Source organism: Adlercreutzia sp. DFI.6.23, assembly GCF_024462535.1.
GTDB classification, from domain to species: domain Bacteria; phylum Actinomycetota; class Coriobacteriia; order Coriobacteriales; family Eggerthellaceae; genus Adlercreutzia; species Adlercreutzia rubneri.
In genome coordinates, this window is sequence record NZ_JANGBP010000006.1 from 73,646 (window position 1) to 97,480 (window position 23,835).

32 protein-coding genes are annotated in these 23,835 nt (G+C 65.5%); 4 read left to right on the top strand and 28 right to left on the bottom strand.

The window, feature by feature from the left end; genetic code table 11:
- Window positions 1-11: 11 nt before the first annotated feature.
- The 28 genes from NE591_RS07390 to NE591_RS07525 all read right to left on the bottom strand — a co-directional run bounded on the left by NE591_RS07390 (window position 12) and on the right by NE591_RS07525 (window position 18,401).
- A complete protein-coding gene (locus NE591_RS07390) occupies window positions 12-185 on the bottom strand; it encodes a hypothetical protein (RefSeq protein ID WP_161128287.1) in 174 nt (57 codons plus the stop codon).
- Window positions 182-2,560, bottom strand: coding sequence for a phage minor capsid protein (locus tag NE591_RS07395; protein WP_256156536.1), 2,379 nt, complete (start codon window positions 2,558-2,560; stop codon window positions 182-184). Before NE591_RS07395 ends, NE591_RS07390 begins: the two co-directional genes overlap by 4 nt.
- Complete coding sequence (locus NE591_RS07400; protein WP_227069786.1) at window positions 2,557-3,981, bottom strand: phage portal protein; 1,425 nt, start codon at window positions 3,979-3,981, stop codon at window positions 2,557-2,559. The genes NE591_RS07395 and NE591_RS07400 overlap by 4 nt, the downstream gene beginning before the upstream one ends.
- Complete coding sequence (locus tag NE591_RS07405) at window positions 3,981-5,633, bottom strand: PBSX family phage terminase large subunit (protein ID WP_227069785.1); 1,653 nt, start codon at window positions 5,631-5,633, stop codon at window positions 3,981-3,983. The genes NE591_RS07400 and NE591_RS07405 overlap by 1 nt, the downstream gene beginning before the upstream one ends.
- Window positions 5,633-5,779, bottom strand: a complete 147-nt coding sequence (locus tag NE591_RS07410) for a hypothetical protein (protein ID WP_227069783.1) — start codon at window positions 5,777-5,779, stop codon at window positions 5,633-5,635. Before NE591_RS07410 ends, NE591_RS07405 begins: the two co-directional genes overlap by 1 nt.
- Window positions 5,780-5,896: 117 nt before the next feature.
- Window positions 5,897-6,220: a hypothetical protein gene (locus NE591_RS07415; protein ID WP_227069782.1), complete on the bottom strand. Its 324-nt coding sequence runs from the start codon at window positions 6,218-6,220 to the stop codon at window positions 5,897-5,899.
- A gap of 13 nt (window positions 6,221-6,233) precedes the next feature.
- Window positions 6,234-6,629, bottom strand: coding sequence for a DUF4406 domain-containing protein (locus NE591_RS07420; RefSeq protein ID WP_227069780.1), 396 nt, complete (start codon window positions 6,627-6,629; stop codon window positions 6,234-6,236).
- On the bottom strand, window positions 6,622-6,936 hold the full coding sequence (locus tag NE591_RS07425; protein ID WP_227069777.1) for a hypothetical protein: 315 nt from the start codon (window positions 6,934-6,936) through the stop codon (window positions 6,622-6,624). The genes NE591_RS07420 and NE591_RS07425 overlap by 8 nt, the downstream gene beginning before the upstream one ends.
- Window positions 6,937-6,946: 10 nt before the next feature.
- Window positions 6,947-8,263, bottom strand: coding sequence for a DNA cytosine methyltransferase (gene dcm / locus NE591_RS07430; RefSeq protein ID WP_227069946.1), 1,317 nt, complete (start codon window positions 8,261-8,263; stop codon window positions 6,947-6,949).
- A gap of 5 nt (window positions 8,264-8,268) precedes the next feature.
- On the bottom strand, window positions 8,269-8,520 hold the full coding sequence (locus NE591_RS07435) for a hypothetical protein (RefSeq protein WP_227069775.1): 252 nt from the start codon (window positions 8,518-8,520) through the stop codon (window positions 8,269-8,271).
- Window positions 8,517-8,897: a hypothetical protein gene (locus NE591_RS07440; RefSeq protein WP_227069773.1), complete on the bottom strand. Its 381-nt coding sequence runs from the start codon at window positions 8,895-8,897 to the stop codon at window positions 8,517-8,519. The genes NE591_RS07435 and NE591_RS07440 overlap by 4 nt, the downstream gene beginning before the upstream one ends.
- On the bottom strand, window positions 8,855-9,640 hold the full coding sequence (locus NE591_RS07445) for a site-specific DNA-methyltransferase (RefSeq protein ID WP_256156537.1): 786 nt from the start codon (window positions 9,638-9,640) through the stop codon (window positions 8,855-8,857). Before NE591_RS07445 ends, NE591_RS07440 begins: the two co-directional genes overlap by 43 nt.
- Window positions 9,627-10,394 (bottom strand): ATP-binding protein, encoded by a 768-nt coding sequence (locus tag NE591_RS07450; protein WP_227069771.1) that lies wholly within the window; start codon window positions 10,392-10,394, stop codon window positions 9,627-9,629. Before NE591_RS07450 ends, NE591_RS07445 begins: the two co-directional genes overlap by 14 nt.
- A complete protein-coding gene (locus NE591_RS07455) occupies window positions 10,372-11,073 on the bottom strand; it encodes a conserved phage C-terminal domain-containing protein (protein ID WP_227069770.1) in 702 nt (233 codons plus the stop codon). Before NE591_RS07455 ends, NE591_RS07450 begins: the two co-directional genes overlap by 23 nt.
- A 12-nt stretch (window positions 11,074-11,085) precedes the next feature.
- Window positions 11,086-12,084 carry a hypothetical protein gene (locus NE591_RS07460; protein ID WP_227069769.1) on the bottom strand — a complete coding sequence of 333 codons (999 nt, stop codon included), beginning with the start codon at window positions 12,082-12,084 and terminating at the stop codon, window positions 11,086-11,088.
- Complete coding sequence (locus NE591_RS07465; RefSeq protein WP_227069768.1) at window positions 12,077-12,982, bottom strand: DUF1351 domain-containing protein; 906 nt, start codon at window positions 12,980-12,982, stop codon at window positions 12,077-12,079. Before NE591_RS07465 ends, NE591_RS07460 begins: the two co-directional genes overlap by 8 nt.
- Window positions 12,975-14,228, bottom strand: a complete 1,254-nt coding sequence (locus NE591_RS07470) for a ParB/RepB/Spo0J family partition protein (protein ID WP_256156538.1) — start codon at window positions 14,226-14,228, stop codon at window positions 12,975-12,977. Before NE591_RS07470 ends, NE591_RS07465 begins: the two co-directional genes overlap by 8 nt.
- Window positions 14,228-14,551: a hypothetical protein gene (locus tag NE591_RS07475; RefSeq protein WP_227069766.1), complete on the bottom strand. Its 324-nt coding sequence runs from the start codon at window positions 14,549-14,551 to the stop codon at window positions 14,228-14,230. The genes NE591_RS07470 and NE591_RS07475 overlap by 1 nt, the downstream gene beginning before the upstream one ends.
- 25 nt (window positions 14,552-14,576) lie before the next feature.
- Window positions 14,577-15,122, bottom strand: a complete 546-nt coding sequence (locus tag NE591_RS07480; RefSeq protein WP_161128301.1) for a hypothetical protein — start codon at window positions 15,120-15,122, stop codon at window positions 14,577-14,579.
- On the bottom strand, window positions 15,115-15,603 hold the full coding sequence (locus NE591_RS07485) for a hypothetical protein (RefSeq protein ID WP_161128302.1): 489 nt from the start codon (window positions 15,601-15,603) through the stop codon (window positions 15,115-15,117). The genes NE591_RS07480 and NE591_RS07485 overlap by 8 nt, the downstream gene beginning before the upstream one ends.
- Window positions 15,600-16,037: a hypothetical protein gene (locus tag NE591_RS07490; RefSeq protein ID WP_161128303.1), complete on the bottom strand. Its 438-nt coding sequence runs from the start codon at window positions 16,035-16,037 to the stop codon at window positions 15,600-15,602. The genes NE591_RS07485 and NE591_RS07490 overlap by 4 nt, the downstream gene beginning before the upstream one ends.
- Entirely contained in the window at window positions 16,030-16,260 is a 231-nt protein-coding gene (locus NE591_RS07495) for a hypothetical protein (RefSeq protein ID WP_161128304.1), read from the bottom strand. The genes NE591_RS07490 and NE591_RS07495 overlap by 8 nt, the downstream gene beginning before the upstream one ends.
- An 88-nt stretch (window positions 16,261-16,348) precedes the next feature.
- Complete coding sequence (locus tag NE591_RS07500; protein WP_160345590.1) at window positions 16,349-16,672, bottom strand: hypothetical protein; 324 nt, start codon at window positions 16,670-16,672, stop codon at window positions 16,349-16,351.
- Window positions 16,673-16,894 carry a hypothetical protein gene (locus tag NE591_RS07505; RefSeq protein ID WP_160345592.1) on the bottom strand — a complete coding sequence of 74 codons (222 nt, stop codon included), beginning with the start codon at window positions 16,892-16,894 and terminating at the stop codon, window positions 16,673-16,675.
- 12 nt (window positions 16,895-16,906) lie between these two features.
- Window positions 16,907-17,098 (bottom strand): hypothetical protein, encoded by a 192-nt coding sequence (locus NE591_RS07510; protein ID WP_160345594.1) that lies wholly within the window; start codon window positions 17,096-17,098, stop codon window positions 16,907-16,909.
- Between the two features lie 23 nt (window positions 17,099-17,121).
- Entirely contained in the window at window positions 17,122-17,358 is a 237-nt protein-coding gene (locus NE591_RS07515) for a helix-turn-helix domain-containing protein (protein ID WP_016309547.1), read from the bottom strand.
- Between the two features lie 473 nt (window positions 17,359-17,831).
- Entirely contained in the window at window positions 17,832-18,104 is a 273-nt protein-coding gene (locus NE591_RS07520; protein WP_227069765.1) for a hypothetical protein, read from the bottom strand.
- 3 nt (window positions 18,105-18,107) lie between these two features.
- Window positions 18,108-18,401: a hypothetical protein gene (locus NE591_RS07525; protein ID WP_016309545.1), complete on the bottom strand. Its 294-nt coding sequence runs from the start codon at window positions 18,399-18,401 to the stop codon at window positions 18,108-18,110.
- A 150-nt stretch (window positions 18,402-18,551) separates the two neighbouring features.
- Between NE591_RS07525 and NE591_RS07530 the strand changes: the two genes are divergently transcribed.
- The 4 genes from NE591_RS07530 to NE591_RS07545 all read left to right on the top strand — a co-directional run bounded on the left by NE591_RS07530 (window position 18,552) and on the right by NE591_RS07545 (window position 23,738).
- Window positions 18,552-18,920, top strand: a complete 369-nt coding sequence (locus NE591_RS07530; protein ID WP_160345598.1) for a helix-turn-helix domain-containing protein — start codon at window positions 18,552-18,554, stop codon at window positions 18,918-18,920.
- A gap of 9 nt (window positions 18,921-18,929) precedes the next feature.
- A complete protein-coding gene (locus NE591_RS16255; protein WP_256156539.1) occupies window positions 18,930-20,462 on the top strand; it encodes a recombinase family protein in 1,533 nt (510 codons plus the stop codon).
- A 284-nt stretch (window positions 20,463-20,746) separates the two neighbouring features.
- Window positions 20,747-22,144 carry a peptidylprolyl isomerase gene (locus NE591_RS07540; protein ID WP_173111621.1) on the top strand — a complete coding sequence of 466 codons (1,398 nt, stop codon included), beginning with the start codon at window positions 20,747-20,749 and terminating at the stop codon, window positions 22,142-22,144.
- A gap of 292 nt (window positions 22,145-22,436) precedes the next feature.
- Window positions 22,437-23,738, top strand: a complete 1,302-nt coding sequence (locus NE591_RS07545; protein ID WP_114538746.1) for an amidohydrolase — start codon at window positions 22,437-22,439, stop codon at window positions 23,736-23,738.
- Window positions 23,739-23,835 lie beyond the last annotated feature (97 nt).

A 23,835-nucleotide genomic window follows, 5' to 3' on the forward strand; every position in this document is an offset into this window, starting at 1 on the left:
CTGGTGTGTCTCTATATATCCACGTGCTCTGGAAGTCCGGGGTCGAACGGCTGCCCGGTGTCGAGGCATCGCCGTATGGCCGCGATGATGGCATCGTCCGGCTCGCTCATCATCATCATGCGAGGGAACTGGTCATCGAACCGCTCGGCGTATTCGTCCATGAGTCGGTCTAGCTCTTCGTTCATAGCGCGCCTTTCTCTATCGCGTCGATTATATCCTCGAATATGGCCGCGGACTTCGGGAGGTACCGCCTGAGCACCGCAAGGCCCTCCGGGTTGCTGATGTGCGCGCTGTAGAACTCCGCGAAGGCCTCGCGCGCCAGGGCGCCGTTGCCCTTGTCCCAGTAGCTCTTGCCGTGGCCCCATCCGCCCTTGACCCTCGCGCCCGTGGCGCCCTCGAATATGTCGGACAGGTCGGCCTTCTGGGCATCGGTCATGCCCCTGATCTCCTGGCTCACCTCATCGTATGCGCGCTGCTTCTTGGTGGCGTCCTTGTACTGCGGGTCCTTCTTGGCCGCGGCAACGATCTCCTTCTTGTACCCCTTCGCCGCCGCAACCTCCTCGGCCGTCATGCCCCAACCGTCGGCATCGAAGCCGGGGGACGTGACCCGCTGGTACAGCCGCGCCTTGTGCCTGAGCGCCTGGAAGGTCGCATCGGACAGCATGCGGTCATTGCGCAGCCACCTCAGATCGAGCGCGTCGAGGCGCGCGGCGGCCTCGGCCTTTATGCGGGCATGCACCGCGTCCACGTAGGCGGTCGCCTCGGCCTTGAGCGTCCTGCCGAAGGCGTTGCCCTTGAACTTCGTGGATGCGTACATATCGCCGTAGGCGGTGCCAGCCGCCCGCTTGGCCGTGTAGTCCTGCGCCCCCGTGCTGAGGTAGTCGATGTGGTGGCCGAACTCGTGGAACCAGGTGTTCATGGACGGCTGCCGCGCGTCTTCGTACGTGTTCGCCACGTTTATGCGCACGCCCACGTCGCGGGGCGAGAAGTGCGCGGTGCCGCGGTGGGCGTGGTCGAGCAGGCTAAGCTGCTCCTCGTAGCGCAGATACACCCGGGCCGGCGCGGTCGCTCCCTTGCCCACAAGCTGCGCGATCTTGTCCACGTGCTCGGCTTCCAGCCTGCCGTACACGCGCGCAGATCGGTTCACGGCCGTCTTGGCCGCGTGCTTCGCGTTCGCAACCTTCGCGGGGTTTCGCAGGGCGCTCACCACGCTCTTGAAGATCGCCTGCTGGTCCTTCGCCGTGAGGGCCGCGAAGTCCGAGGCCGTGCCCCCTCGCCTCGCCACTGCCTCTGCCATGGCCTTGCGCGCCGCGCTCATGCTGATGCCGTTGGCCTTGAGCGTGCCGGACGCGCCCGCGCCGCCGAGGAAATCGTCCAGCTTCCTGCCGGATGCCTTGAGGCTCGCGCCCTTCGGCATGTCGCCGGCCCACTCGCGGTTCGGCCTGCGCGTGAGCACCGTGGTTCCGGGCTTCGCCTTGGCGTTAGCCTCCTTGATGAGGTCGCGCATGGCGCTCTGGCTGGTCTTCAGCTTGGCCTGCGCCTTGAGCAGCGCGCTGCGGCTCTCAAGGCCGCCCGTCTTCTCGTACACCTGCTGGGCGCCGCGCACCTCGCGCTTCGCCTCGCGTATGCGCCGCTCAAGGTGCCGCTGGGTCTGCTCTAGTTCGTACACCTCGGCGCCGCTCAGCCCGCTGGGGTGCTCTGGGCTCTGCTCGTATGCCCTGGGAGCGCCGTGGCGGTACGGGCCGAAGCTGTGGTGGCAGTTGGCGCCGAGAAGCCCGTCCACCTGCCCGTAGCGCGTCGCCTCGTAGAAGTCGCGGTAGCGGTGCCCGTCGATCTCGATCTCGCCGCGCAGGCTGTACACCTGCCCCTGCCATGCGGCATGGCTCGGCCGGCTGTCCTCGTGGCTGGACACCTCCACCAGGTCGATGCCGTCGCGCTCGATGCGCTCCAAGGTCATGCGCGCGCCGTCCTGGGCGATCTGGGTGCGGATGTGCCTGCGCACGGCCACGTCCACCTTGTTCTCCACGGTGACGGTGCCGGTCTCTCGGTTCTGGTACGTGATGATCGGGATGCCCCCGCGCTCCAACTTGCGGACCGCCGCGTGCAGGGCGCGCTCCGTGGTCATGGTGCCGGTGTTCACGCGGGTGACGGCCTCGATAGAGGCGCTGAGGAAGGCCTGCTTCGCCCCCTCCACCATTTGCAGGTTGTCCCGCTCCAAGATTCTGGCCACGCCCTCCACGGTGGCGCCCACCTGCTGCGGCCACATGGGGCTGCCCGCGCCCACGCGCTTGAGATCGTCCTCGTCCGATGCGCGCAAGAGCCTCTCGGCCGTGGCGCGCACCTCGCCGCTGATGAGTTCGGCCTCGTCTTCCAGGTAGCCGCGCAGCTGGGCCGTGTGGGTCTGCGCGAGCAGGTTGAGCTCGGTGGCGGTCTGCTGGTCCAGGTTCTCGATGCTTATGAGCGAGGAGACCAGGTGCGTGAGCATCCTGGCCTCTATGTCGTTGTATACGGCGGCGACCGAATCCCCCGCCGCCTCAAGCAGATCGGGGGAGAGCATCATGCACCGTAATCGACCGCGACGGCCTGATCGGGCACCGCCGCCGCGGCATCTTCCTCGGTGAAGCCGCAGTAATCGACCAGGTACTTCCGCTTGAGGGCCGGGATGCCGAGCATGCTGATCTCGGTGAGGGCCATGTTCTTGTCGGTCTGGGTGTCCGTGATGATGGAATCATCGAAGTCCACGGAGATCGCGGCTGTCGGGTCCACGGCGGTGCCGCAGAGGTGCTTGCACACGCCGGCCACGCCGCGCACCAGCTCCGCGATCGAGCCGCGCAGGGCGTTCTGGTGCTTCCTGAGCGTCCTGGCCAGCATCGAGGAGTCGCTGACCACCTCGGTGGCCGTTTTCAGGCCGTCCTTGTGGTCCCAGGCCCAGTACTGGTCGCCCAGGCCGCAGGTGATGGAGAGCATCTTCAAGCCGGCGTTTATGGCCGCCTCGTTGTCGCCGATGCGCATCTCGGGCTGCACGACCTTGAGCGGGTCGGTCCCCTCCTCGCCGGGAGGGGTGCGGAAGGTGATATCGTCGGCCTCGCCGAACGCGGCGTACTCCGTTACCTTCTTCCCGTCGGCCCCCTTCGTGGTCTTCTTCTCGATCATCGTGTCCGTCACGAACATCTTGGGGCGTGCGACGCGGAGGTGCACCAGCAGGGAGGTGAGCGCCTCGTCGGTCGCCTTGATGGCGCTGATGCCCTTCTCGAAGACGCTGGCGCCCATGGCGCAGTAGCTGAAATGGGAGTTTGGCACGGCGGGCTTCACCAACGCGAAGGTCTGATGGGGGCTTTTGGTGTCGAGGTCGGAGGTCACGCCCTCCGGGAACACCATGCGGTGGCTCTTCACGTCGAACAGCTGGGTGAGGATGTGGTAGGTGCCATCGAGCAGGATGTGGGCCTGGCACTGGTCGTAATCCCGCCCGTTGAGCTCCACGCGCGTCACGAAGGCGCACTGCGTGCAGCTGTCCGCCGACCAGGTGAGCGGGAGCACCTGCTGGGCGTCGTAGTCCTCGATCTTCACGCGGGCGTCGGGGTGCATCATGCCGTCATCGCTCACATCGTCCACGCCGATCGCCCACGCGCCGGTGCCGAGGGCGAAGGCGCGGGTGGTGAAGTCCGCCTGGTTCACGCCGAAGCCGTAGAAGTGGGCGGCCAGGACTTCCTGCAGGCCCTCGTCCTCCGCGGTGATCTCAAGCTTCTCGTTCATCAGCAGGTCGCTCCACGCCTCGGCCGCGAGGGCGGCGGGGTGCAGCGTCTCGCGGTCGCTCTTGAAGAGCTTGAAGCCGCGCCGCGCACGGTAGTGGTACCACTCGTTGTCGGCGGTGTACCAGCCCCAGTACGCTGCGATGGCGCCGGCCATGCGCACATCCGGGGAGTACCCCAGCATCTTGAGCCATTCGATTGCGTAAGCGTAGGTGCCGCGTTCCTCTGCCATTAAAGCCCCTGCCTAATCCATGCCGACGCGGCGTAGCCCACCGCGTCGATCGTGTCGTCGTTCACCTTGGGCAGTGTCTCGGTAATGTCGCCCGCGGGGGTTATGACGTACTCAAGGGCGGGGAACTGCTCGGCGGCCATCGGGCACGTCTCTGGGTCGATGACGATCTTGGCAAGGCGGTTGAACCAGCGGATGCGCTCGGCGGGGGAGTTCACGCCCTGCTTGTACGCCTTGCGCGCGTGCAGCCCGTTGCTCTGGTAGTAGAGAATCATGGACTTGGCCGCGCTGTCGCACCACAGGTCGGCATCCTCCTCGCCGAACTCCTCAAGCCGCTCGGCCAGGAGCGGGGCGGTCTGGGTGTCGTGCGCGTCGTGCCCCGTGGCGGTGTCCTCGTCGAGGAGCCAAAGGACGCCCTCGTCCACGTCGTAGGCGACGCGCATGTGGACCCACGGATGCACCGAGCCGGCGTCCACGCCGTGGCTGATGTTGTCCAGCGCGTCGCGCTCCTCCTCTGTGATGGCGCGCACCTCGATGATCTCGGGGTCGATGACGTTTGCGCCGGTGCCCGTGGCCTCGCCGTCGTACTCGTGTCGGTACGCCTTCGGGTTGCGCTTCCTCAGCGCCTCGGCAACGGCCACGAAGGCATCGCCCAGCCATTCCCTGGGCGCGTCGGTCCAGTGGGAGCGGTGCACGAGCCTGCCGTCCTGCGGCTCGCGGCTCTCGCGGTTCACCCACGCGTTGACGCTGATGGGCGGGTTGTAGCTGAGGAACGTCCAGGTGGGCAGGTCGCCGCCGCCGCGCAGCACCGTCTGCTTCACGTTGCGGATGTAGTTGTAGCCGGGGAACTGGCTGGCCTCCTCGAACCACACGTAGGCGATATAGCCCTCCTCGGGCGTGAGGCCCTTGAGCGGGGAGTCCTCCGGGTTGATGTTGTCGGCGCCGAAGAAGTAGATCACGTTTCCCGTTGGCCTGTGAGTGGCCTGCAGGGGCGACTTGCCCCATGCGAACTCGTCGGCCACGCCCATCCTTCGGGCCGCCTTCTTGATCTCTGCGTACACGGATGTGCGCAGCTTGTTCGTTCGGTTGCGAAGGCACAGGGCGTTGCGCCCAGGCTCGGAGGTCACGCCGCCCACGATCTCCATGCCGATGGTCGAGGTCTTGAGGGAGCCGCGCCCGCCCTCGAACCAGTACTCCTCGTGGCCGTGCTCGGCTATGTCGCGGTGCACGTCGATGAAGGCGCGTCCGATGAGCCTGCCGAAGTCGTACACGCGGAGGGCGCCGCCCGGATTGTCGCGCTCCTCCGGCAGAACGTCGAGCAGCTTGGCGCTGGTGTCCACCATGGCCTTCACGGCGTCCTTGTCGATCACGCCCTGTCGCGCCTTCTCCACGGCGATCTTGGCCGAGTGCGCGTTCAGGGCCGCCATGCGGTCGATGACGGCCGCACGCGACGCGACGGCCTCCTTAGCGGCCGCTTCCTGAAGCTCTGCGAGCCTTGCGGAAACCTTGGGCAGCGCCTCAAGGCGGCAGGCCTGCGAATCCACGGCCGAGTCCTTCCACTTGGCGGACTTCGGGTATGCCTCGCGGTACGCCTGGCGCTGGGACAGCCCGCGGGCGCGGGCCTGGCAGTATTTCTCCTGGGGCGCGGTGAGCATCAGAAGCGTTCCCTGTGCTGGGTCACGCGCTTGCACCACGGGCACCACATGGTCTTCACGTGGTTGCGCTTCCTCAAGCGGCCGCGCCTGCGGCGCACGGGCATCATCCCGCCGCAGCGTTCGCACTTCATCTGGCTGAGTGGCATGGGGCACCTCCTTACTTGGGCAGGGATTGTCGCGAATCTGTCGCATAAAGAGAGGAGCCGCCCCTGGGGGGAAGGGCGGCTCAGAGAGGAGTGTGCAGCATGGTCGGGGTGAAGGAGTCAGGAAGCCCCCGCTGCTGCGCGTTCATGTTCTGCCTTGTGTCGCTTCCGCTCCTCGGCTCTGCGCCTGCGCGTCTCGGCGTGGTGCGGTGCGTCGTAGCGCAGGTGGCACGGCGCGCACAGCGCCCGCAGGTTCTCGCGTCGGCAGTCCTCCGGGGTGTGGTTGAGGTGGGCGACGGTGAGGGTGCGGCGGTGCGTGTCGAACGGCTCTCCCAGCCTGCGGCATTGCTTCCCGCACTCCTCGCATTTCCAGCCAGCCTCCTCCTTGACCTGGGTGGCTATCTCGTCCCAGTTGTCCGGGTAGCGGTGTCTCTCCATGGGCATGGCTCTCACTCCTCTAGCAGGCCGGCGCGAAGATCGGCTGCAGGGCGCTTTCCGCTGCGAGCGCCGCCGCGCCCTTCGCGGGGCTGAGGTAGTCGCGCCACGGGCGGCAGGGGATGCCGAGGGCTTCGGCCAGCTGCTTCTCGATCTTGGCGCCCTCGCTCTCCTCCCATCCGTCGAGCAGTGCGATGCCGTCGAAGGAGGGCTTGCTCTTGTGGCCGTACTCCATGGAGAGCATAGCGGTGATGCTGATGCGCATGGCCGTGTTCCAGTCTGTGCCCCCGTCTATGTAGTCGTGGGGGATGGCGCAGGCGAAGCCGTCGGCCTTGAGTGCGCGGCGCGCAGAGACGAAGGCCTCCTTGTTGTCGTTGGGCTTTCCCGCGACGGGTCCGATGATGTAGAGGCTATTCATTGAGGAACCCCCCCCCGATGGCCATTGCCGCGCGCGTGCACTTTGCGGCGGTTTCGAGCAGTTCGGCCTGAATCTCGCCCAGGTCATCAACGGCCTCGGTCTCCGTACGGCCCTCTGCTCCGGCCTGGAAAGCTCGGCGGGCCAGATCGGTCACAACCGCCTGCACCGCGGTGTCGCGGTAGCCCCGGCTCACCTCGTAGCGTTCCAGGTACTCGTGGGCGCGGTCTTGGTAGCTTTTGTCCTCCCGGTAGCAGAAGGCCTCGTCTATATCGCTTTGGATGCCCACGGGCAGAATCGTCTCTTGCATGTCTTTCCTCCTAGAAGATCGAGTCCACCGCTTCGATGCGGCGGCCTATGTGTCTGATTACCGGCACGGCCATGGAGTTGCCGCAGGCCTTGTATCGCGGTGCGTCCGGGGTGCCCCCCAGGTCGGTCCATCCGTCGGGGAAGCCTTGCAGGCGCTCGCACTCCACCGGCATGAGGCGGCGCACGATGTAGTCGATGGCGACGGTGGGCGGCATCCCGCCGCATTTGAGCGTCCCGGCGAGGTCTTCGTCCACGGCCGCCCTCGCGGTGTCATCTGCCATGCACACCGCAGGCTCGCCGCTATGGGCTGCTCGAAGCGTAGGGGTGCACTCGTCCACGGCGGAAAAGTCCGCATCTTGGCTCCATGAGAAGGCAACGGCGTGGCGGTCTGCGGTCGTGAGGGTGAACATAGCCCCGTCATCCTCAACGCCCAGGTGATGGCCGCCGTTCTCGGGGTTCCGCCCGATGATGTTGCCCGCTATCGCGTAGCAGACGCTCGGAACCTGGTTGGTGCCCGATTCGCCGGCCTTAAGCGTGGGGGCGATCTCGGGCTGCGCGGCGATGCTCCCGGCCGTTGCGGACTGCCCTGCGCCGAAGCCTATGCACACGGTCGGCGTGTGGCCCTGCGCGCAGAGCGGGTGGCAGGGGTCGCCCCACTGGGGGTTGCTGCCGTTCTGCGGGCTTGTCATCTGCGTGGTGTCGAAGGGGAGGACCCTATGACCGCATCCAGCGCGCCTCTGAGCGTCGGCGGCAAGCTGCGCCCTCTTCTCTCGGCTCGGCGGATTATCCCCTCGCATGCAGTCGGGCTCAAAAAGTACTCCCGCGGCGCATCCCGGCACAGGATGTCCGATAAGAAACACACGCCTCCGCCTCTGGGGTACTCCGAAGAACTGAGCGTCCAGCACTCGCCACGCGAGAGCATACCCGCAGTCTTCCAGCTCCCCGAGGAGGGTGCCAAAGGCTCTCCCCCTGTCCTGCGACAGAACTCCGGGCACGTTCTCCCAGATGACCCAGCGGGGCTTAGCTTCTCTAACACAGCGGACGAACTCAAGCATGAGCTGGCCCCTCTCGTCCATGAGGCCAAGTCTTCGCCCTGCGAGGCTGAACGCTTGGCAGGGGCTTCCTCCGATGACAACATCGACACTCCCTTCGTATTCGGTCCAATCGACCCCCGAGACGTCGCCGAGGTTCGGCACTTCGGGGAATCGCTTAGCAAGCAGATCGCAGCAGAACGGCTCGATCTCGGCGAAGGCCACGGGGGTCCAGCCGAGCGGACCCCAGGCCACGGATGCTGCCTCTATGCCGCTGAAAAGGCTGATGTAGTTCACTGCTCTCACTCCTCGAACGATTCGCACGCCGCATCTCCGTCTCCGACCTCGCAGACCGCCGCCTCGCCTTCCTCCATGGCAAGGAACAGGCACACGGTCCTCCTCGGCTCGTCCGGCAGCACGCAGAAGAAGCGGCACTCCGCGCATTCGCGCCCCTCCCATGGGTCTGGCTGGTTCCACGGCGCCCGCGTGTCGCCCTCGAAGCAACCGGGAGGGAGGTTCCACCCGGATGCCGGCTCGTAGTCGGCCATGCTCATAGCCGCCGCCACCCTTCGAGGCCGAGCGCCTTGAGGTAGGGGGTCGGCTCGTCCAGGACGATGACCTCCCAGTGCCCCCCGCAGGCGATGGGGTCGGCCTCCACCCAGCGGAAGTGCAGGCGGTTGGCGTGGGCCAGGCCGTGGCAGAACTCGCGGCCGTCGGCGTCTTTCAGGTTGTTCCCGAATCCGCAGAGCGTGACGGTGGGCTTCTCGATCTCGCGGCCGGTGCCGTCGAACAGCTTGCCGGCGCCCCGGCGCACGATGTGGTGCTGCTCCAACGGGCGGGCGCGCCCGCAGACCGCGCAGCGGCCCATGGTGACGGACGGCTTGCCCATCAGAGGGCGCAGGTGATGCGGCAGAGTATCGACCTTAGCCATTCAAGCCACCCCCCCCCCGCAGATTTCGCGCGCGAAACGCGCTCGTTGGCCAGGGCGCAGTACTCGGGCGATAGCTCGTACCCGATGAAGTGGCGCCCCGTCTCGACGGCGGCCACGGCGGTGGTGCCCGAACCCATGAACGGGTCCAGCACTATGCACCCGTCGGGCGCGATCTCCATGAGCGCCTTGACGAGTTCCAGGGGCTTCTGGGTGGAGTGGATGCGCGCGTCGCCCGAGGGCGCGGCGAACTTGTAGGCTCCCGGCAGGTACTTGGCCCCGGCAACGGGAGTGCGGTCGATTGCGCCCTTGGTCGCCCATACGGCGTACTCGCACTCGTTGCGGAAGCTGTTGGGCTGGGGGCGCGCCGCGGTCTTGCGCCACGGTATGATGCCGCGAAACACGAAGCCCGCCGCCTGCACCGCGTCGCACACGTTCGCAAGCTGCCTCCAGTCGGAGAACACGACGGCGCTGGCGCCGTCCTCCATGGCGCGGTAGCACTCAGAGAGCCACAGCACGGACCACAGCACGAAGCTGCGCTCGTCCCGGCTGTCGCCGTAGAACTCCGGCTTCTTGGCCGCGTCGTTGGTCTGGTACTTCTCGGACGTTGCGCCCGACCGGTCGCCCCGGAACATGCCGCCGCTCGAATAGGGCGGGTCGGTGAGCAGCATGCCCACCATGCCGTCGGGAATGTCCGAGAGCGCGGGCAGCATGTCCCTGCACTCGATAACGTCAATCTTGGCCACTGGTGAGCCTCCTATCCTCGCCCTCAAGGGCGACTTGCTTGCACGAGGCGGCCAGGCGCGAGGCTATGGCCACGCCCACCGCCCCCTCGGTTATGTTCTTCGCGATCTCGCTGAGCCGGTAGTTGGACGTGATGATCGTGGGCAGCATGGCCTTGTCCCGCTTGTCGATGATGGCGAACAGGCGCTCGCAGGCGTAGGCCGTGTTGCTCGCCTCCTTGCCCAGATCGTCCAGGATGAGCACGTGGCAGGATGCCGCCCGGTCGAACACCTCGCGCTCCTCCGCCTTGCGCGAGCGCATGGCGTCCATGAGGTCGTATGTGGCCACGGCGAACACCTTGCGCCCCGCCTCGATGAGCCGAAGCCCCGCCGCCATGGCCAGCGTGGTCTTGCCGGTGCCGTTTGGCCCCGTGATGTAGAACCCCTGGCCGTTCGCGGCATCGTCGGCCATCTTCTGCGCCCAGGGGTGGGCGGCCCCGCGGTAGCGCGGCGGTATGCCAGACGCCTCCACGGCCTGCCTCATGGCGCTCTCCCGCGCCTCGGCCCTCTCCCGCGCCTCGGCCTCGGCCCTCGCCCTCCGCTCCTCCTCGGCCCGCGGGCAGGGGCACTCCTCCCAGCCGAAGAACGCGGGGATGCCGGCGATCTCGTACGGCGTGCCGTCATCCCGCAGCACGATGCGGGGCCGGCGCATCGCCCCGCAGTGCTCGCAGGCGATGGGCTCGGGAGGTGTTCGCTTAGATCTGGTCGTAGGCCGCATAGTCGCCCGCCTCCTTCTCCTCGGCTATCGCCTGGTGCATGTACTGCTCGAAGTGGTCGGGGCTGAACAGCGTGTTCGGGGTCAGCCCCTTGCGGTACTTGGTGCCCGCCCACTCCTCGCGCTTGAACTCGACCATGGAGCGCACCTGCCCGACCGTGAAGGCCGCGGCGGACCGGTCGAGCATGTGCCGGCACTTCGAGGGCATCGTGGTGTAGGCGGTGCCCATCAGGTCGTTGAAGGCGGCGAGGCATTGCAGCCAGTAGGGTGCGCCTTCCTCGTTGCCCGGCATGGGGGGAATATAGGGGGGTTCTCCTACTCCTAACTCATCCTCAACCTCAGCATCCGGGTAATTCGATGCCTGTGCATATGCGTAGGCATCTGCCTGTGCATATGCTTGAGCATCTTGCTGGGCTTGTGCCTGCGCAGCCTGCTGGTCGGATGCCTGCGCTTTCTGCTTGCCCCACCTGGCTTGCGCCATCTTGCGCCCGCGCTCGCTCGCCTCGTCGCCCATGTCGATGCGCTGCTTGAGAGCGATGAAGGTGGGCAGCCACGGTGGGCTGCCCTTCGGCTCCTTCTTCTCGAAGCGGTACTCGGCAAGTGCGTAGAGGAACGGGGCGCGCTGCTTCTCGGGCATGGCCTGAGTGGCCGCCCAGAAGTCATCGTGTATGACCATTCCCATGCGCCGGCCCCCTTAGAACGCGATGTCGTTGTCGGCGAGCACGGGTTCCACGTACTCGGCCTCTTCGTATTCCGGCTCCGCGCTGGCCAGCTGCTCGTGGTTGGCGATGTTCATGGCGAGGAAGTCGCGCAGCTTGACGATCTCCTCGGCCGTGTAGAACCTGGTCTGCTTGGGGCTTCCGTCCGGGTTCGTGATGTTGGCGGCGAGCCACGAGGAGATGCCCTCCTCGTTGGTGCCCAGCGCGAGGGCGCGGGCTTTCAGCTCTGCCACCTCCGCCCACAGCGGCTTTCGCGGGTCGACCTGCGGCTGCGGTTCGGCTGGCTGATGTGGCGGCTGCGGTGGTCGGTTGAAGTCGATGGCATAGCTGCCGAGGTCTTCAACATCTTGAGTGAAGAGGTCCGAAACCGCCAGAGTGTTGAGAACGGCGGCCACGAGGGCGCGCTTGCAGGCCATCTTGAGCACCGTGTTGTAGGTGTCTGCAATGTCCGGGTTCTCCTGCTGGGTTGAGTCCATGTACTTGACCCAGCACCACTGGCCGTCCACCTTCTTCATCCCGTAGCCCTGCTTGCGGTACTCCTGTTTGCGCTCGCGTGCATCTTGCGGGATGGGCTGATCTGTGATCTCGAAGTCCGACACGTTGCGATAGCGGTACTTCTTCTCCATGGTGGAGCATAGGCCGACCCCTGAGCCTTGCACCAGACCCGTGCTCTTGGACACAAGGAGGCACTTCACGGTGTACTCGCGGTGGCCGTTCGGCAGGTCTTCGCGGCTGATCTCGTAGGTGTCGGCAAGCCCGAACATCATGGTCAGCTTCTGGGCACCGGGTTGGAGCAGCGTGGGTTTGTCGCCGCATCCGGGAATCTTGCCGTAGTGCATCCCGTCGCTCATGCACGAGGCCATGAGAGCCTTCACCTGATCGGTCTGGCGCTTAATCTGCTCCACGGGAATCATGTCATAGCCGCACGAGGTGGCAAGTGTCTCGGCTTCGCGGGTGGCGAGTTCGCTAGTCATGGCCGATCACCCCGGTGCAGACGATGGAGGCGCCGGTCAGCCCCAGGCCCTTGAGGGCATGGGCCACGGAGGTGGCGAACTCCTTGGTGCCCTCGAACTCCATGGACAGCGCCCAGCTGAAACGCTCGGGGACGGCCGGGGCCGCCTGCGGCTCGGGTTCGGGCTCAGGCTCGGGGGCCTTGCGCTCCTCGGCGACGAGGCGGGCAGCTTCCTGGGCCGCCTTGAACTCGGCCATTTCGCGGTCGCGCTCGTTCAGCCTGTCCTCAAGCTCAAGCGCGGCGATGAGGTCGAGGGTGCCGGCGTAGTGCTTGACCACCTCGTCCTTGTGGGCGAGTTCCTTGGTCTGCAGCGTCTTGTAGCCCTTGAGCGCCTTCTCTACCTTCTCGTACAGCTCGTTGACGGCCTTGGTCTCGGGCGTTGAGCGGTTGAGCCACGCATCCTCAAGGATGGCCGCGAAGGGGATGACGTCGGCGATCGGGCCGGCGCATCCCTCATACTCCTCGATGAGAAGGGCGCGGCGCATTTCCCTGAATCGCTCGTCGGCCTCATCGACCTGGGCCTTGAGGGCGGCGCGGGCGCCGTCGATCTTGGCCGTGATGGCCTTGACCCTGCCCTCGAACTCCTTGAGCGGGGCCTCGTACTCGCGCTTGACGCGCTTGCGCTCCTTGTCGATCGGGTCTTTCAGCTTGTTGAGGTCGGCCATGCACTTGCGCGCCATCTTGACCTGCTCGTAGTCGTTCGGGTCGATCTTCGCGCCGACGTAGGGCGCGATCTGCTGCTCAACGAAGGCGTTGAGGGCTTCGAGGTTGTCGGCGAGCACGGCGGGGGTGTAGGTGACCTCAAGCGCGTTGCTCGGCTCGATGACCTCGGCGGTGGCTTCGATGACTTCGTTACTCATTGACTGCCTCCAGGTGGTCCTTGGCTTTCTGGTAGATGCCCTGCTCGTCCTCGCTCGGCTCGTATCCGTCGGCCTCCATGGCGTCGAGCAGGTCGGTGTAGTTGCTGCAGGCCTTGGTGCGCGGGCGCCCCGCGGCGTCGAGGATGCCGCGCCCGGATGCGTCGTTCATGCTCTCGAAGAGCAGCACGATCTCGCTTTGGCCGACGTTCAGGCGGCTGGCCCCCGTGGCTTCGAGGAACGCCTTGACGAGCGGGGCGTGGCGGCTCTCGCTCTTCTCCACGAGGCGCGATAGCGCGGGCAGCAGGCTCTGGGCTTGTAGTTGCTCGGAGAGCCAGGCGCGGCGGTTCGCGGTGCCCTCGGCGTAGAGGACGGCCATGGCCTCGGCCTCGGCGCGGGCGCCGTCGCGCTCCTCGCGCTGCTCTGCCTGCCCAGGCTCGGCGGTCTGCCCCTCGGAGGCGGCGGGCTTCAAGATCATGAAGAAGCCGGGGATGTGGTGGCGCATGGCCACGCAGCCGTCAGGCAGGTTTCCCGGCACCATGGCCGCCTTGTTGACGTTGGCCACCAGGTCGTACCCGTCGGCGCTCTCCGCGATGGGAATGCCCATGGCCTCAAGCTCGCTGGCCAGGGCGCTCGCCTTCCGGCCCTTCTTCCTGCGCTCCTCGAATCGCTTGGCGATGGTCAGGTACTCGCGCTCTGCGCAGTTGGTGAGGGCTTCCACGGCCTCCGGGTCATCGGCGTTCTCGCCGATGGCGATGAGGCGCAGCAGGCTCATATCGTCGGCTGCGTCCTGCACCACCTTGACCGCGCGGCGCACCTTGGCAACATTCTCGGCCTCCATGCCCGATACCTCGGACACGTACTCGTCATCGCCGAACATGGACAGCTGCCTGATGAAGCGGCTCTCCTCGACCGCCTCGTACTTCTTCTTGGTGTTGGTGCGCACAACAGTCTCAAGAACCGCCTGCTCGGTGCTCTCGTCCTCCACGATGGCGGGGAACGCCTTGGTGCCGAGCTTGCGCATGGCCATGACGCGGCTGTTGCCGGCCTTGATGCGGTAGATGCCGCCATCGCGCACGAGCGTCACCATTTCGTCGGGGATGCCCTTGGCGCGCATCGAGCGGGCAAGCTCCTCCACGTAGGCCTGGTTCGCCTTGGTGGAGCAGTCGCGCGTGGCCAGGTCGTTGCCGAACTCATCGACCAGGGGGTACACGTCCTCGATGCTGACGGTCTCGATCACGGCGCCCATTAGCGGCCGCCCTCTACGATGTAGGCGCTCACAACCTCCACGCCCATGCGCTCAAGCTCCTCGATGATCTCGTAGGCTTTGCCCACGACCTCGGCCGGAGGCTCCTCCGAGAGGGGGCCGTGGTCGTAGAACTCGGCGGGGGTCATGCCGAAGCGGGGGTCGCCCTTCTCGCACGCGAGGAACGCGCAGGCGAACGATATGCCGCTGGCGAACTCGACGGACGAGGCGAAGCCGAGCGCCGCCTCGGCCAGCTCCTCGGCGCGCTCGGCGGGGATGTGCTCGCCTGCGGAGCACCGCTTCATCTTGGCTGTCTTGTCTTTCATTTTGTTGCTCCTATCTGGAAAAGTGTCATTGAATTGTTTTTTTCTCGATGCGCTCCTTGCGCTTCTGCGCGGCCTTCACCTCGCGGCGAAGGTTTCGGGAGACGCACGCCTCGACGGCTCTTGCATGCGCCTCCTCGGCGTATGCCCGCCGGTAGCCGCTCATGCCGCCGGTGTCGGGCGGCTCGGGCAGGGGATCGCTCTTCGATTCGAGGAGCGCCTCGGTCCGCTCGTAGGTGGCGCGCTCATCGGGCGGCAGCAGCGGCAGCAGGTCGGCGATCCTCATCTGGATGGTCGCCAGCTGGTCGCGCCTGCGGCACGGCTCGCACTTGCCGCTGCGGTCGATGGTCCCCGAGAGCCTGCCGCAGTGGGGGCACGGCTCAAGGGTGGGGCTGTAGTGGCGCAGGCACACGTCCACGCCCTGCCGCCTCAGCGCCTTGGCCTTCTGCCTCACCGACTCGGACGAGCGGCGGAGCATCTGGCATATCTCCCGCTTCGGCAGCTTCCCTGCGTTGGCTATGAGGAACTGCTCCTCGGATACCGTCCAGTCGTTCCGCCTGCTGCCCTTACGCATGGGCCGGCCTCAGATGGTGCGCGAGGTAGTACGCCCCGTGGCACGCGGCCGCCCGCAGGTGGTCGTTGGTGCAGTGCTCGCACCCGGGGTAGGGGTTCGCGCCGCGCTCCATGAGGGTGCGAAGGTCGGCCGTGTTGCCCCGGGACTTCGGGTTGAGCACCTGCCTGCTGGTCTGTATGGCGATCTTCTCGCCGCGCAGGGCCGCGTGGAGGTAGCCGCACAGGTACGGGGTCTGGAAGACGTAGCCGCCGCCCTTGCCCGAGTAGCCCAGGAAGCCCTCCATGACGATGACCTCGTGGGGCTTGTCGGCCACCCACGCGCTCAGCTGCCGCGCGATGTTGTCGGCGCGATCTCGCAGGGCGTACTGGTCGGCCTTCACCGTGCTCTTGTAGTGCAGGGTCTTGGCGCAGATGATGCGGCGCTCGTTCATGTACACGATGCCGGTGTTGGAGGTGCCGGGGTCCACGGCCACGATGTTCATGCCGCCTCCCTGTAGAGCCTCGCGGCGTCCTGCCAGCACTTGCACGGGAAGAACGTGTTGCGCGCCACCGTGTCGTGCCAGACGCCCTCGAAGTCGATGGCCCCGCCGTCGAGCGCCTCGGTGGTCTTCGGGAAGATCGCGGCGGCAAGCTCGGGGCGGAACATGAGCAGGTAGCGGCTGAGCACGCTCCACAGGTTGTTGTCCATTCTGAACTCGCTGCACAGCGTGATGGGCATGCCCTGCTGCGTGGCCAGCACGAACAGATCGCCCCGGCGGATGCGCGGCCAGCCGTCGGCCATGGCCCGCTCGCACAGGTTCACCAGGCGCAGCCACTTCTTCGGGTAGTCCTCGGCAATCCAGGCGCACGCCTCCTCGACGCGCATGAGCGGGGTGCGGGCCACCCCGTCGTACAGCTGCCCGCAGACCTCAGCCATGGCGCACCTCCTCGAAGTAGTGCTCGGCCGCGGAGTAGCCCACCTGGTAGGCTACGGCGTAGCCCCACAGGACCGCCGCCGCGCAGATCACCGTGATCGCGCCCAGCATCACGTCGCCGATGCGGTAAGATTTGCGGTGCGCCGCTCTTTTGCGGGGCATCTTGAAGGGGCGCGGGGCGGCAAGTCCGTGGCGGGGTTGATTGCCTCGCGCTCCTCCTTCCATTCCCGGAACCTGGCCTCGTTCCCCGGGTCCCCGTAGAACTGGCGCATCAGCAGCTTGACCGTGTGGCACATGCCCCGCTGCTCCGGTGTCATGCCGCCTCATCTTCAACGTCCTCATACTCGAAGTCGGCGGGCGGAAGCTCGAAGGCGCTCGGCTCCTCGCCGGCCCCCTCGGCCTCGAACTCGTCGGCGAAGGCCTCGTCCTGGCCGTCCAGGACCTCGCCGCTGCCCATGTCCACCGGGATGACCAGCTGGTCGCTGGCGATCTCCAAGGTGACGAAGGTGCCGGTCATCATGGCCAGCTGGGGGAGCGCGCCCTTGTGCTCTGGGTCAAGTTCGAACTGCATGACGGTCTTGCCGGTCTTGATGTTGCAGCCCTGGAAACAGGCGCGCACTTTCACGCGGTTCTCCATCTAGCGCACCTCCTCCGCAGCGATGACGGTGCCACCGAAGTCGGGGGCGGCGTAGTAGCCGTTGTCCTGAACGGCGTCCAGCACGTAGCTGGGGGACTTGAGCACGTTCAGGCCGCAGCCCTCTCCGCCCTCCTTGCGCTCGATCGCGACGGTGGCGCGGTCGCCCTCGGCGAGCGAGTCGGCGATGAGGCCGATGACCTCGCGGATGTTGAGTTCCTTCATGGTTTTCCTCCTCTACAGGTTGTTGATCTCTTCGAGCAGCTTGGAGCCGATGCTTGAGGCGTCGCGCCTCGCCTCGGCGTCCAGGATGGCGGCGTACGCCTTGCCGAGTTCGGCAACGGCGTACGCGCCGCCGGGGTCCTCCGCCGCCTTCTCGACGGCGCCGGCCACCGCCTCCTTGACGCGGTGCGTGGTGGTCTCTTCCATGTGGGTGCTCCTTCCTTGGTCGGTTAGCTTGCTTTCTCGTACTTGCTCTCGTCGCGGCCGAAGAGAGAGCCGATGGGCATCTTGAACGCATCGGCCAATGCCCAGGCGTTGTCGAGGGTGATGCCGCTCTTAGCGTTCTCGTACGAGCCGATGGTGGTTGCCGGGATGCCGGTTTCTTCCGCAAGGTCATCGCGGCTCCACTTGCGTCGTGCACGCTCCGCGCGGATGCACTCTCCGACTTGCTCCTTGGTGCATGCCATGTTTTCCTCCTTCCTGTGTTCTCGCAGTGATCTGGGGGATGCAATGCCGTGGCGGGGATTGCATCTGCCAACTCAGTGCGGGTGTAGAATGCGGAAGGTTGAGAACCGAAGAAGAAGGGCGGCAGTTAGGAGGTCGCCCTATGAGCGATTCAACCTATTACGACGGCGAAGCCGCCGAGGAGGCCGAGTTCGCGGGCCTCTACTACGACGCTCCATTCGACTGGCCAGAACCTGAGCAGGGGGAAGACCAGAGCGAATAGCCGAGTAGAGGAGGGACTTTCAGGAAGGAGGCAACCGAAAGCATCCTTTTCGATAGCCGCCCTTCTTCTTCGTTTCTCAAAGAGCCCCGCGTTGTTAACGTCGCCGCGGGTGGCCTGACGGACGCGCCTAGCGCGCGAAGGTGCAGCAGGCCATGCCCAGCGCGATCAGCGCGGTGACGCAGATCAGGAACACGGCCCCCAGGGCGTTGTTGCTCACGCTCCCACCTCCTCCGGCGTCTCTCGCGCGAGGATGGCGCGGGCCAGGTCCTCGTGCACCTTCTCCTCGGACACGCCGAACAGCTCGGCGATGAGGGACTGTTGGGCGCAGGCTTCCGCAGCGGCCGGCTGCACCTCCATCTGCCTGTGCTTTTCCTTGAGTTCGGGGTTGTCGTTGAATGACTGATTGGCTTCCCTCGCTTCCAAGAACCGCTCCTCAGCATAGGAGGCGATCTCGATAGCCTGGCGGTACAGCTTCTCGTTCCTCATCGCTTACGCCTCCTCGCAGAACTCGGCCTCTAGGGCGGCCACGATCTCGTTGGCGACGTCGGCGTAGTGGGGGACCGTCTCGCCGTAGCACGGCCCGCGGTCGTAGGCGTAAACCTCGCGCCCCTCGGCGTCGCGGATGACCAGCTTGGAGACGTTGCCGCCGTCCTCGAATCGTGGAGTGGGGATGCCGAACATGCTAGGCTCGGCGAACACCTTGGCCTCGAAGGTGTACCCGTCGTGGCTGCCGCTCACCCAGTTGCTGCGGCGGGCGTCAAATGCGTTGCGGTCGATCTTCATTGCGCTGTTCCTTCCTTCGTTTTTAGTTCGGAGCGAACTAACTAATTAGCTATCTTACTCAGAACGAGCAAAGTGTCAACAAGATTTTGTAAAAAAGATTGCTAATTTTGTTCAGTGCGGGTAATATCTCGCTGCGAGAGGAGGTCCCGCATGAAAACGCAGCTTCAACGAATTAGAAAAGACCGGGGCTTCAAGAGCGCCAAGGCTTTCGCCGAACATATCGGCATGAGTAAGGACACCTATACAAACTATGAGCAAGGGGCCAGACCCATTACTTTGGAACTTGCTTGGGAGTTTGCTGATGTTCTGGGGTGTACCCTAGACGAACTTGCCGGCCGAGATTTTAAGGCTGACAGTTATGCCGACCCACGGCAGGCCGTCATGAACGATGACTACGCCCGCCTCTCAGATGCCGGGAAGGACGCGGCCGCCGGGGCAGTGAGGGGCATCCGCGCATCCGAGGGCGCGCGAGTTGGAGCGGCGGGGCTGGAAGATCATCAGATCGCAGCGTCCGCGTAAGGGGTAGCCGTGCAGCTAGTACCCTGCGACAACCCGAGACCCGGCAGGCGCGTGGCGTCCTACGCCCGCTTCTCCTCGCACAACCAGCGCAGCGAGAGCATCGAGATTCAAGAGGACAACAACCTCGCGTACTGCGCCATCAACGACCTCGACATGGTGGCCATGTACTCCGACGAGGCCAAGACCGGCAAGACCACCTCGCGCGCCGACTTCCAGCGCATGGTGGCCGACGCCAAGGCCGGCCTGTTCGATTTCGTGGTGATCTACAAGGTGCCGCGCATCATGCGCAACCGCGACGAGATGGCATTGCTGCGCATCACGCTCAGGAAGTACGGGGTCGAGATACTCTACTCGGGCGAGGACATAGGCAAGGGGTCGGACGGCATCCTGCAGCTGGGCATCAAGGAGGTGCTGGCCGAGTGGGAGAGCGCGCAGCTGGGCGAGCGCATCGTGGACGGCATCCAGAAGAACGCGGAGCGGTGCATGGCGAACGGCCAGCCGCTCTACGGGTGGGACATAGTGAACGGCTACTACGTGGTGAACGAGGTGGAGGCCGCGGTGCTGCGGCGCGCGAGGTCCATGCTCTCCAACGGCAAGACCGTGGCGGAGATTGTGAGAGCGTTGGAGGGGCACAAGACCAAGCGCGGGAAGCCGATCACCCACAACGTCCTGACCAAGATGCTCAAGCGCAAGCAGAACGCCGGGGTGTACTCTTATGCCGGGCACGAGACCGAGGGCGGCATGCCCGCCCTGTGGACCATGGAGGAGCAGCGCATGATCTGGAAGATGCTGGGCGACGAGACGAGGCCGCGCAGGAAGGCGCTGGGCGCCGACTTCCTGCTCACCGGCAAGCTGTACTGCGGCAAGTGCGATACGCCCATGACCGGCACCAGCGGCACGGGCAAGAGCGGGACCGTGTACTACTACTATAAGGACAAGAAGGGCTGCGGCCGCCAGGTCCGCAAGGACGTGATCGAGGAGAACGTGGCCGATGCCGTGAGGGCGGCGCTGTCGAGGGAGGCCACGCGCGAGAAGATCGCCGACCTGGTTTGCGAGTACAGCGAGACCGAGGACCCCACGCCCCAGTCCGACGTGATCGCCGCAGAGATCAAGGAGATCAAGGCCGCCTACGCCAACATCCTCAAGGCCATCGAGCAGGGCATCATACCGCCCGGGGCCAAGGAGCGCATCGCCCAGCTTCAAGAGCAGGAGGAGACGCTGGCCGAGGAGCTGCGGATTGCCCAGGCGATCGAGGCAGTGGCGCTCGACCGGGACCGCGTGCTGTTCTGGTTGGAGCAGATCGCCGCGGCGCCCGATGACAAGACGCTCATCGACGTATTCGTGGCGCGCGTGGTCCTGCTGGACGACGATCTGCACATCGTGATGCACTTCGAAGATAACGACGGACCGCCCGGGGCGCAGCTTTACGACAAGGGTGGCGGTGTTCTGCCACGTGGCACCATGCTCCACCAACCTTTCAAGCCCGCCGTTAGGCGGGCTTTTTTGTTGATGCTGCGGTTTCGACAGGCACCTGGAAAATGACCCTTCACCTCAGGTTTTAAGGAATCCTTTCAGGAACTTTACAGGTATGTGCGATTATTGTTGACACCGTGTGTGGACTAAGTAATTCGCTTTATACGGTGCGCGCGCATCGAAATAATAGCTCTCTGACCTTACGAAACGGTAAAGAACGTTACGCTAGGGTTGCAACATTCAGTTAGCGCTCATGAAGGAAGGGCGGGAGTCCCGCGGAGGGAGCGGGAGTGCGCTCGATGAGCCTGCGCCGGCAATAGGGCTGACGCAATGTCATGAAAGGTTGAGGACACATGAAATTTGCCTCGTTCAAGAGCTCTGCTCTGAAGAGCGTGGGAGCGGTTTCGCTCTGCGTCGCTCTCGGTGCCGGGCTGGTGGGCTGCGGCGGCAACGGTGCCGGCGGCGGCGCGGTGGCCGCGACGGTCAACGGCCAGGACATCATGGAGCAGACGGTCACCGATTACATCGCCAACTTCCGCACCTCCAGCTCGCTGGAGTCCGATGAGGCGTGGGGCGAGTGGATGGTCGCCAACGGCTACACCCCCGAGTCCGTGCGCGAAGAGGTCATCGACTACTACGTCAACCAGGATCTCTACGACCAGGCCGCCAAAGAGTACAACGTGACCGTGGAGCAGGCCGACATCGATTCCGCCATGGAGGAGACCAAGGCCATGTTCGAGTCTGATGAGGCCTTCCAGGAGGCTCTCGAGGCGTCCAGCATGACCGAGGAGTCCTACATCGAGGACGTCATTCGTCCGAATCTGCTTCAGACGAAGCTCGCCGAGGCCGTGGCCGCCCAGGATACTGAAGGCGAGGGCGAGGATGCGACCCTGGCCCAGGCCCAGGCCATGAGCGAGCAGTTCAACGGCGCTAAGCGCTCGAGCCACATCCTGCTGACCGCCGAGGAAGGCGAGGACGACGCCGCTCTGGCCGCCCGCGCCCAGGAGCTGCTTGATCAGATCAACGCCGGCGAGATCTCCTTCGAGGATGCCGCTTCCCAGTACTCCACCGACACTGGCTCCGCTGCTAACGGCGGCGATGTGGGCTGGGACGCGCTGAGCACCTTCGTCACTGAGTACCAGGACGCTCTGGCCGGCCTCGAGAAGGATCAGATCGTCGCCGCTCCCGTCAAGAGCGAGTACGGCTACCACATCATCAAGGTGACCGATGTCTACGAGGTTCCCGAGGGCGGTATCACGTCGGTTGACCAGCTGCCGACCGAGTTCCAGGAGTATCTGACCTACATGGAGCAGAGCAACGCCTCCCAGAACTTCTCCACCTGGTTCGAGGAGTATCGCAACAACGCCGAGATCACCGTTAACCCGATGCCCGAGGGCCTGCCCTACGCCATCGACCTTGCTCCCTACGAGGAGGCTGCTGCCCAGAATGCCGAGGGCGACGCTGCCGCCACCGAGGGCACTGAGCAGCCTTCCGACGAGACCATGTCCGCCGAGGATCAGGCCGCTGCCGACGCCGCCGCTGCCGATGCGGCCGCCGACGAGGCCGCTGCCGGCGAGGCTGGTGCTGATGCCGCTGCCGACGATCAGGCCGGCGACGCTGCCGCTGCCGACCAGGCAGTCGATGAGGCCGCTGCCGACCAGACGGCCGCCGACCAGGCTGGCGCTGACGCTGCCGCCGACCAGGCCGCTGCCGATCAGGCCGCCGAGGGCGCCGAGGGTACCCAGCAGTAAGCTGCTCTCGACAACCCAGGCGTTTCCCAAGGACCCGCGCTCAGGCACGGGTCCTTTTTGTGGCAGCGAATGATGCTTCAAGAGGGAATCCCCCCCGAGGACGCACTCTCGGCCACGCAGCCAGCAGCGAGCTTTGCCGACGAAGGGTTCGCTCTCTGCCGGCGGCATTCGGAAGTAGCCAAAGGTACCATGTCCATTTGTGGAAGAGGTCGCCGCGAAAACCGTTTCCGTCCGCGAAATGCGTTATGCTTCTTCCCTAGAACCCCGTTCTGCTCTCTTCGAAAGGCCTTCCATGCTCTTTGCCGATATCAATCTTCTCGACGCCGACTTCGCTATCAAGCACCACCAATGGGTGGGGGTGCGCGACGGCCGAATCGCCTATATCGGCTCGGTGCCTCCTGCGCCCGATGTGGCTGCCACCTTCGGCGAGACCTACGATGGCACGGGACGTCTGCTCATGCCCGCGCTCTACAACGCCCATGCCCATGCTCCCATGACGCTTCTGCGCGGTTACGCCGAGAACTTGCCGCTGCAGCGTTGGCTCGAGGAGAAGTGCTTCCCCTTCGAGGCCAAAATGACCGCCGAGGATTGCTATTGGGGCACGGTGCTCGCCTGCGCCGAGATGGCGCGCTTCGGCGTGGTCAGTTTTTCGGACATGTACTACGCGACCGAGGAGCGTGCCCGTGCGGTGCTCGAGGCCGGCATGAAGGCCAACATGTGCGAGGGACTCGTTGCCTTCGAGGAGAAGCCCTATGCGGAATATCCCATCTGCGCCCAGATGGAGGCCCTTGTGCGCGACTGGCACGGGGCCGGCGACGGACGCATTCGCATCGACTATAACATCCATTCGGAGTACCTGTCCACCGAGACGGTTTGCCGCGACATTCTGGACATCGTGCGTGGCACCGACCTGCGCCTGCACATCCACCTGTCCGAGACCGAGAAGGAAGTGCGCGAATGCCGCGAGCGCCACGGCGGCCTCTCGCCGGTGCAGTATTTCGAAAGCCTCGGGTTGTTCGACGTGCCGGTGACGGCGGCCCATTGCGTATGGGTCGATGACGCCGACCTGGATATCTTGCAGCAGCACGGGGTGTTCGTCGCCAACAACCCGGCTTCCAACATGAAGCTTGGCAGCGGTTTCGCGCCCATTCCCGAGATGCTGCGCCGCGGCATTCCCGTGTGCCTGGGCTCCGATGGCATGGCGTCGAACAACAACCACAACCTGTTCCACGACATGTACTTGCAGGCGCTTATCTACAAGGGCGCGACGCTTGATCCGACGGCGGTCACGCCCCAGCAGGCGCTGGCGGCGGCGACGCGCACCGGCGCGCTTTCCCAGGGCCGCGAGGATTGCGGCATTGTGGCCGCAGGTGCCCGTGCCGACCTGTGCGTGCTGGATACCACGGGCCCCTCCTGGTGCCCCGCGCCCGACCCGGTGTACAACGTGGTCTATGCCGGCGATGGTGCCGACGTGGTGCTCACAATGTGCGATGGCGAGGTGATCTACCGCGCCGGTGAATGGCCCACCATCGACGTCGAGCGCGCCAAGGCCGAATGCGTCGCCCGCACCGCCCGCATCATCAGCGAGCTCTAGCCATATCCCATGCGTCGAGCAGCCCAGCTGCTCCCAGTTTCGCGAGGCCGCGGTTCTTGCCGTGGCCTCGCGCGTCGCGGCCGCACCTTGGGGCCTC

What these genes read in the sequence shown, in the direction of transcription:
- NE591_RS07390 (WP_161128287.1), bottom strand. Translation starts at nt 185, where the DNA reads ATGAACGAAGAGCTAGACCGACTCATGGACGAATACGCCGAGCGGTTC.
- NE591_RS07395 (WP_256156536.1), bottom strand. Translation starts at nt 2,560, where the DNA reads ATGATGCTCTCCCCCGATCTGCTTGAGGCGGCGGGGGATTCGGTCGCC.
- NE591_RS07400 (WP_227069786.1), bottom strand. Translation starts at nt 3,981, where the DNA reads ATGGCAGAGGAACGCGGCACCTACGCTTACGCAATCGAATGGCTCAAG.
- NE591_RS07405 (WP_227069785.1), bottom strand. Translation starts at nt 5,633, where the DNA reads ATGCTCACCGCGCCCCAGGAGAAATACTGCCAGGCCCGCGCCCGCGGG.
- NE591_RS07410 (WP_227069783.1), bottom strand. Translation starts at nt 5,779, where the DNA reads ATGCCACTCAGCCAGATGAAGTGCGAACGCTGCGGCGGGATGATGCCC.
- NE591_RS07415 (WP_227069782.1), bottom strand. Translation starts at nt 6,220, where the DNA reads ATGCCCATGGAGAGACACCGCTACCCGGACAACTGGGACGAGATAGCC.
- NE591_RS07420 (WP_227069780.1), bottom strand. Translation starts at nt 6,629, where the DNA reads ATGAATAGCCTCTACATCATCGGACCCGTCGCGGGAAAGCCCAACGAC.
- NE591_RS07425 (WP_227069777.1), bottom strand. Translation starts at nt 6,936, where the DNA reads ATGCAAGAGACGATTCTGCCCGTGGGCATCCAAAGCGATATAGACGAG.
- NE591_RS07435 (WP_227069775.1), bottom strand. Translation starts at nt 8,520, where the DNA reads ATGAGCATGGCCGACTACGAGCCGGCATCCGGGTGGAACCTCCCTCCC.
- NE591_RS07440 (WP_227069773.1), bottom strand. Translation starts at nt 8,897, where the DNA reads ATGGCTAAGGTCGATACTCTGCCGCATCACCTGCGCCCTCTGATGGGC.
- NE591_RS07450 (WP_227069771.1), bottom strand. Translation starts at nt 10,394, where the DNA reads ATGCGGCCTACGACCAGATCTAAGCGAACACCTCCCGAGCCCATCGCC.
- NE591_RS07455 (WP_227069770.1), bottom strand. Translation starts at nt 11,073, where the DNA reads ATGGGAATGGTCATACACGATGACTTCTGGGCGGCCACTCAGGCCATG.
- NE591_RS07460 (WP_227069769.1), bottom strand. Translation starts at nt 12,084, where the DNA reads ATGACTAGCGAACTCGCCACCCGCGAAGCCGAGACACTTGCCACCTCG.
- NE591_RS07465 (WP_227069768.1), bottom strand. Translation starts at nt 12,982, where the DNA reads ATGAGTAACGAAGTCATCGAAGCCACCGCCGAGGTCATCGAGCCGAGC.
- NE591_RS07470 (WP_256156538.1), bottom strand. Translation starts at nt 14,228, where the DNA reads ATGGGCGCCGTGATCGAGACCGTCAGCATCGAGGACGTGTACCCCCTG.
- NE591_RS07475 (WP_227069766.1), bottom strand. Translation starts at nt 14,551, where the DNA reads ATGAAAGACAAGACAGCCAAGATGAAGCGGTGCTCCGCAGGCGAGCAC.
- NE591_RS07480 (WP_161128301.1), bottom strand. Translation starts at nt 15,122, where the DNA reads ATGCGTAAGGGCAGCAGGCGGAACGACTGGACGGTATCCGAGGAGCAG.
- NE591_RS07485 (WP_161128302.1), bottom strand. Translation starts at nt 15,603, where the DNA reads ATGAACATCGTGGCCGTGGACCCCGGCACCTCCAACACCGGCATCGTG.
- NE591_RS07490 (WP_161128303.1), bottom strand. Translation starts at nt 16,037, where the DNA reads ATGGCTGAGGTCTGCGGGCAGCTGTACGACGGGGTGGCCCGCACCCCG.
- NE591_RS07495 (WP_161128304.1), bottom strand. Translation starts at nt 16,260, where the DNA reads ATGGAAGGAGGAGCGCGAGGCAATCAACCCCGCCACGGACTTGCCGCC.
- NE591_RS07500 (WP_160345590.1), bottom strand. Translation starts at nt 16,672, where the DNA reads ATGGAGAACCGCGTGAAAGTGCGCGCCTGTTTCCAGGGCTGCAACATC.
- NE591_RS07505 (WP_160345592.1), bottom strand. Translation starts at nt 16,894, where the DNA reads ATGAAGGAACTCAACATCCGCGAGGTCATCGGCCTCATCGCCGACTCG.
- NE591_RS07510 (WP_160345594.1), bottom strand. Translation starts at nt 17,098, where the DNA reads ATGGAAGAGACCACCACGCACCGCGTCAAGGAGGCGGTGGCCGGCGCC.
- NE591_RS07515 (WP_016309547.1), bottom strand. Translation starts at nt 17,358, where the DNA reads ATGGCATGCACCAAGGAGCAAGTCGGAGAGTGCATCCGCGCGGAGCGT.
- NE591_RS07520 (WP_227069765.1), bottom strand. Translation starts at nt 18,104, where the DNA reads ATGAGGAACGAGAAGCTGTACCGCCAGGCTATCGAGATCGCCTCCTAT.
- NE591_RS07525 (WP_016309545.1), bottom strand. Translation starts at nt 18,401, where the DNA reads ATGAAGATCGACCGCAACGCATTTGACGCCCGCCGCAGCAACTGGGTG.
- NE591_RS07530 (WP_160345598.1), top strand. Translation starts at nt 18,552, where the DNA reads ATGAAAACGCAGCTTCAACGAATTAGAAAAGACCGGGGCTTCAAGAGC.
- NE591_RS07540 (WP_173111621.1), top strand. Translation starts at nt 20,747, where the DNA reads ATGAAATTTGCCTCGTTCAAGAGCTCTGCTCTGAAGAGCGTGGGAGCG.
- NE591_RS07545 (WP_114538746.1), top strand. Translation starts at nt 22,437, where the DNA reads ATGCTCTTTGCCGATATCAATCTTCTCGACGCCGACTTCGCTATCAAG.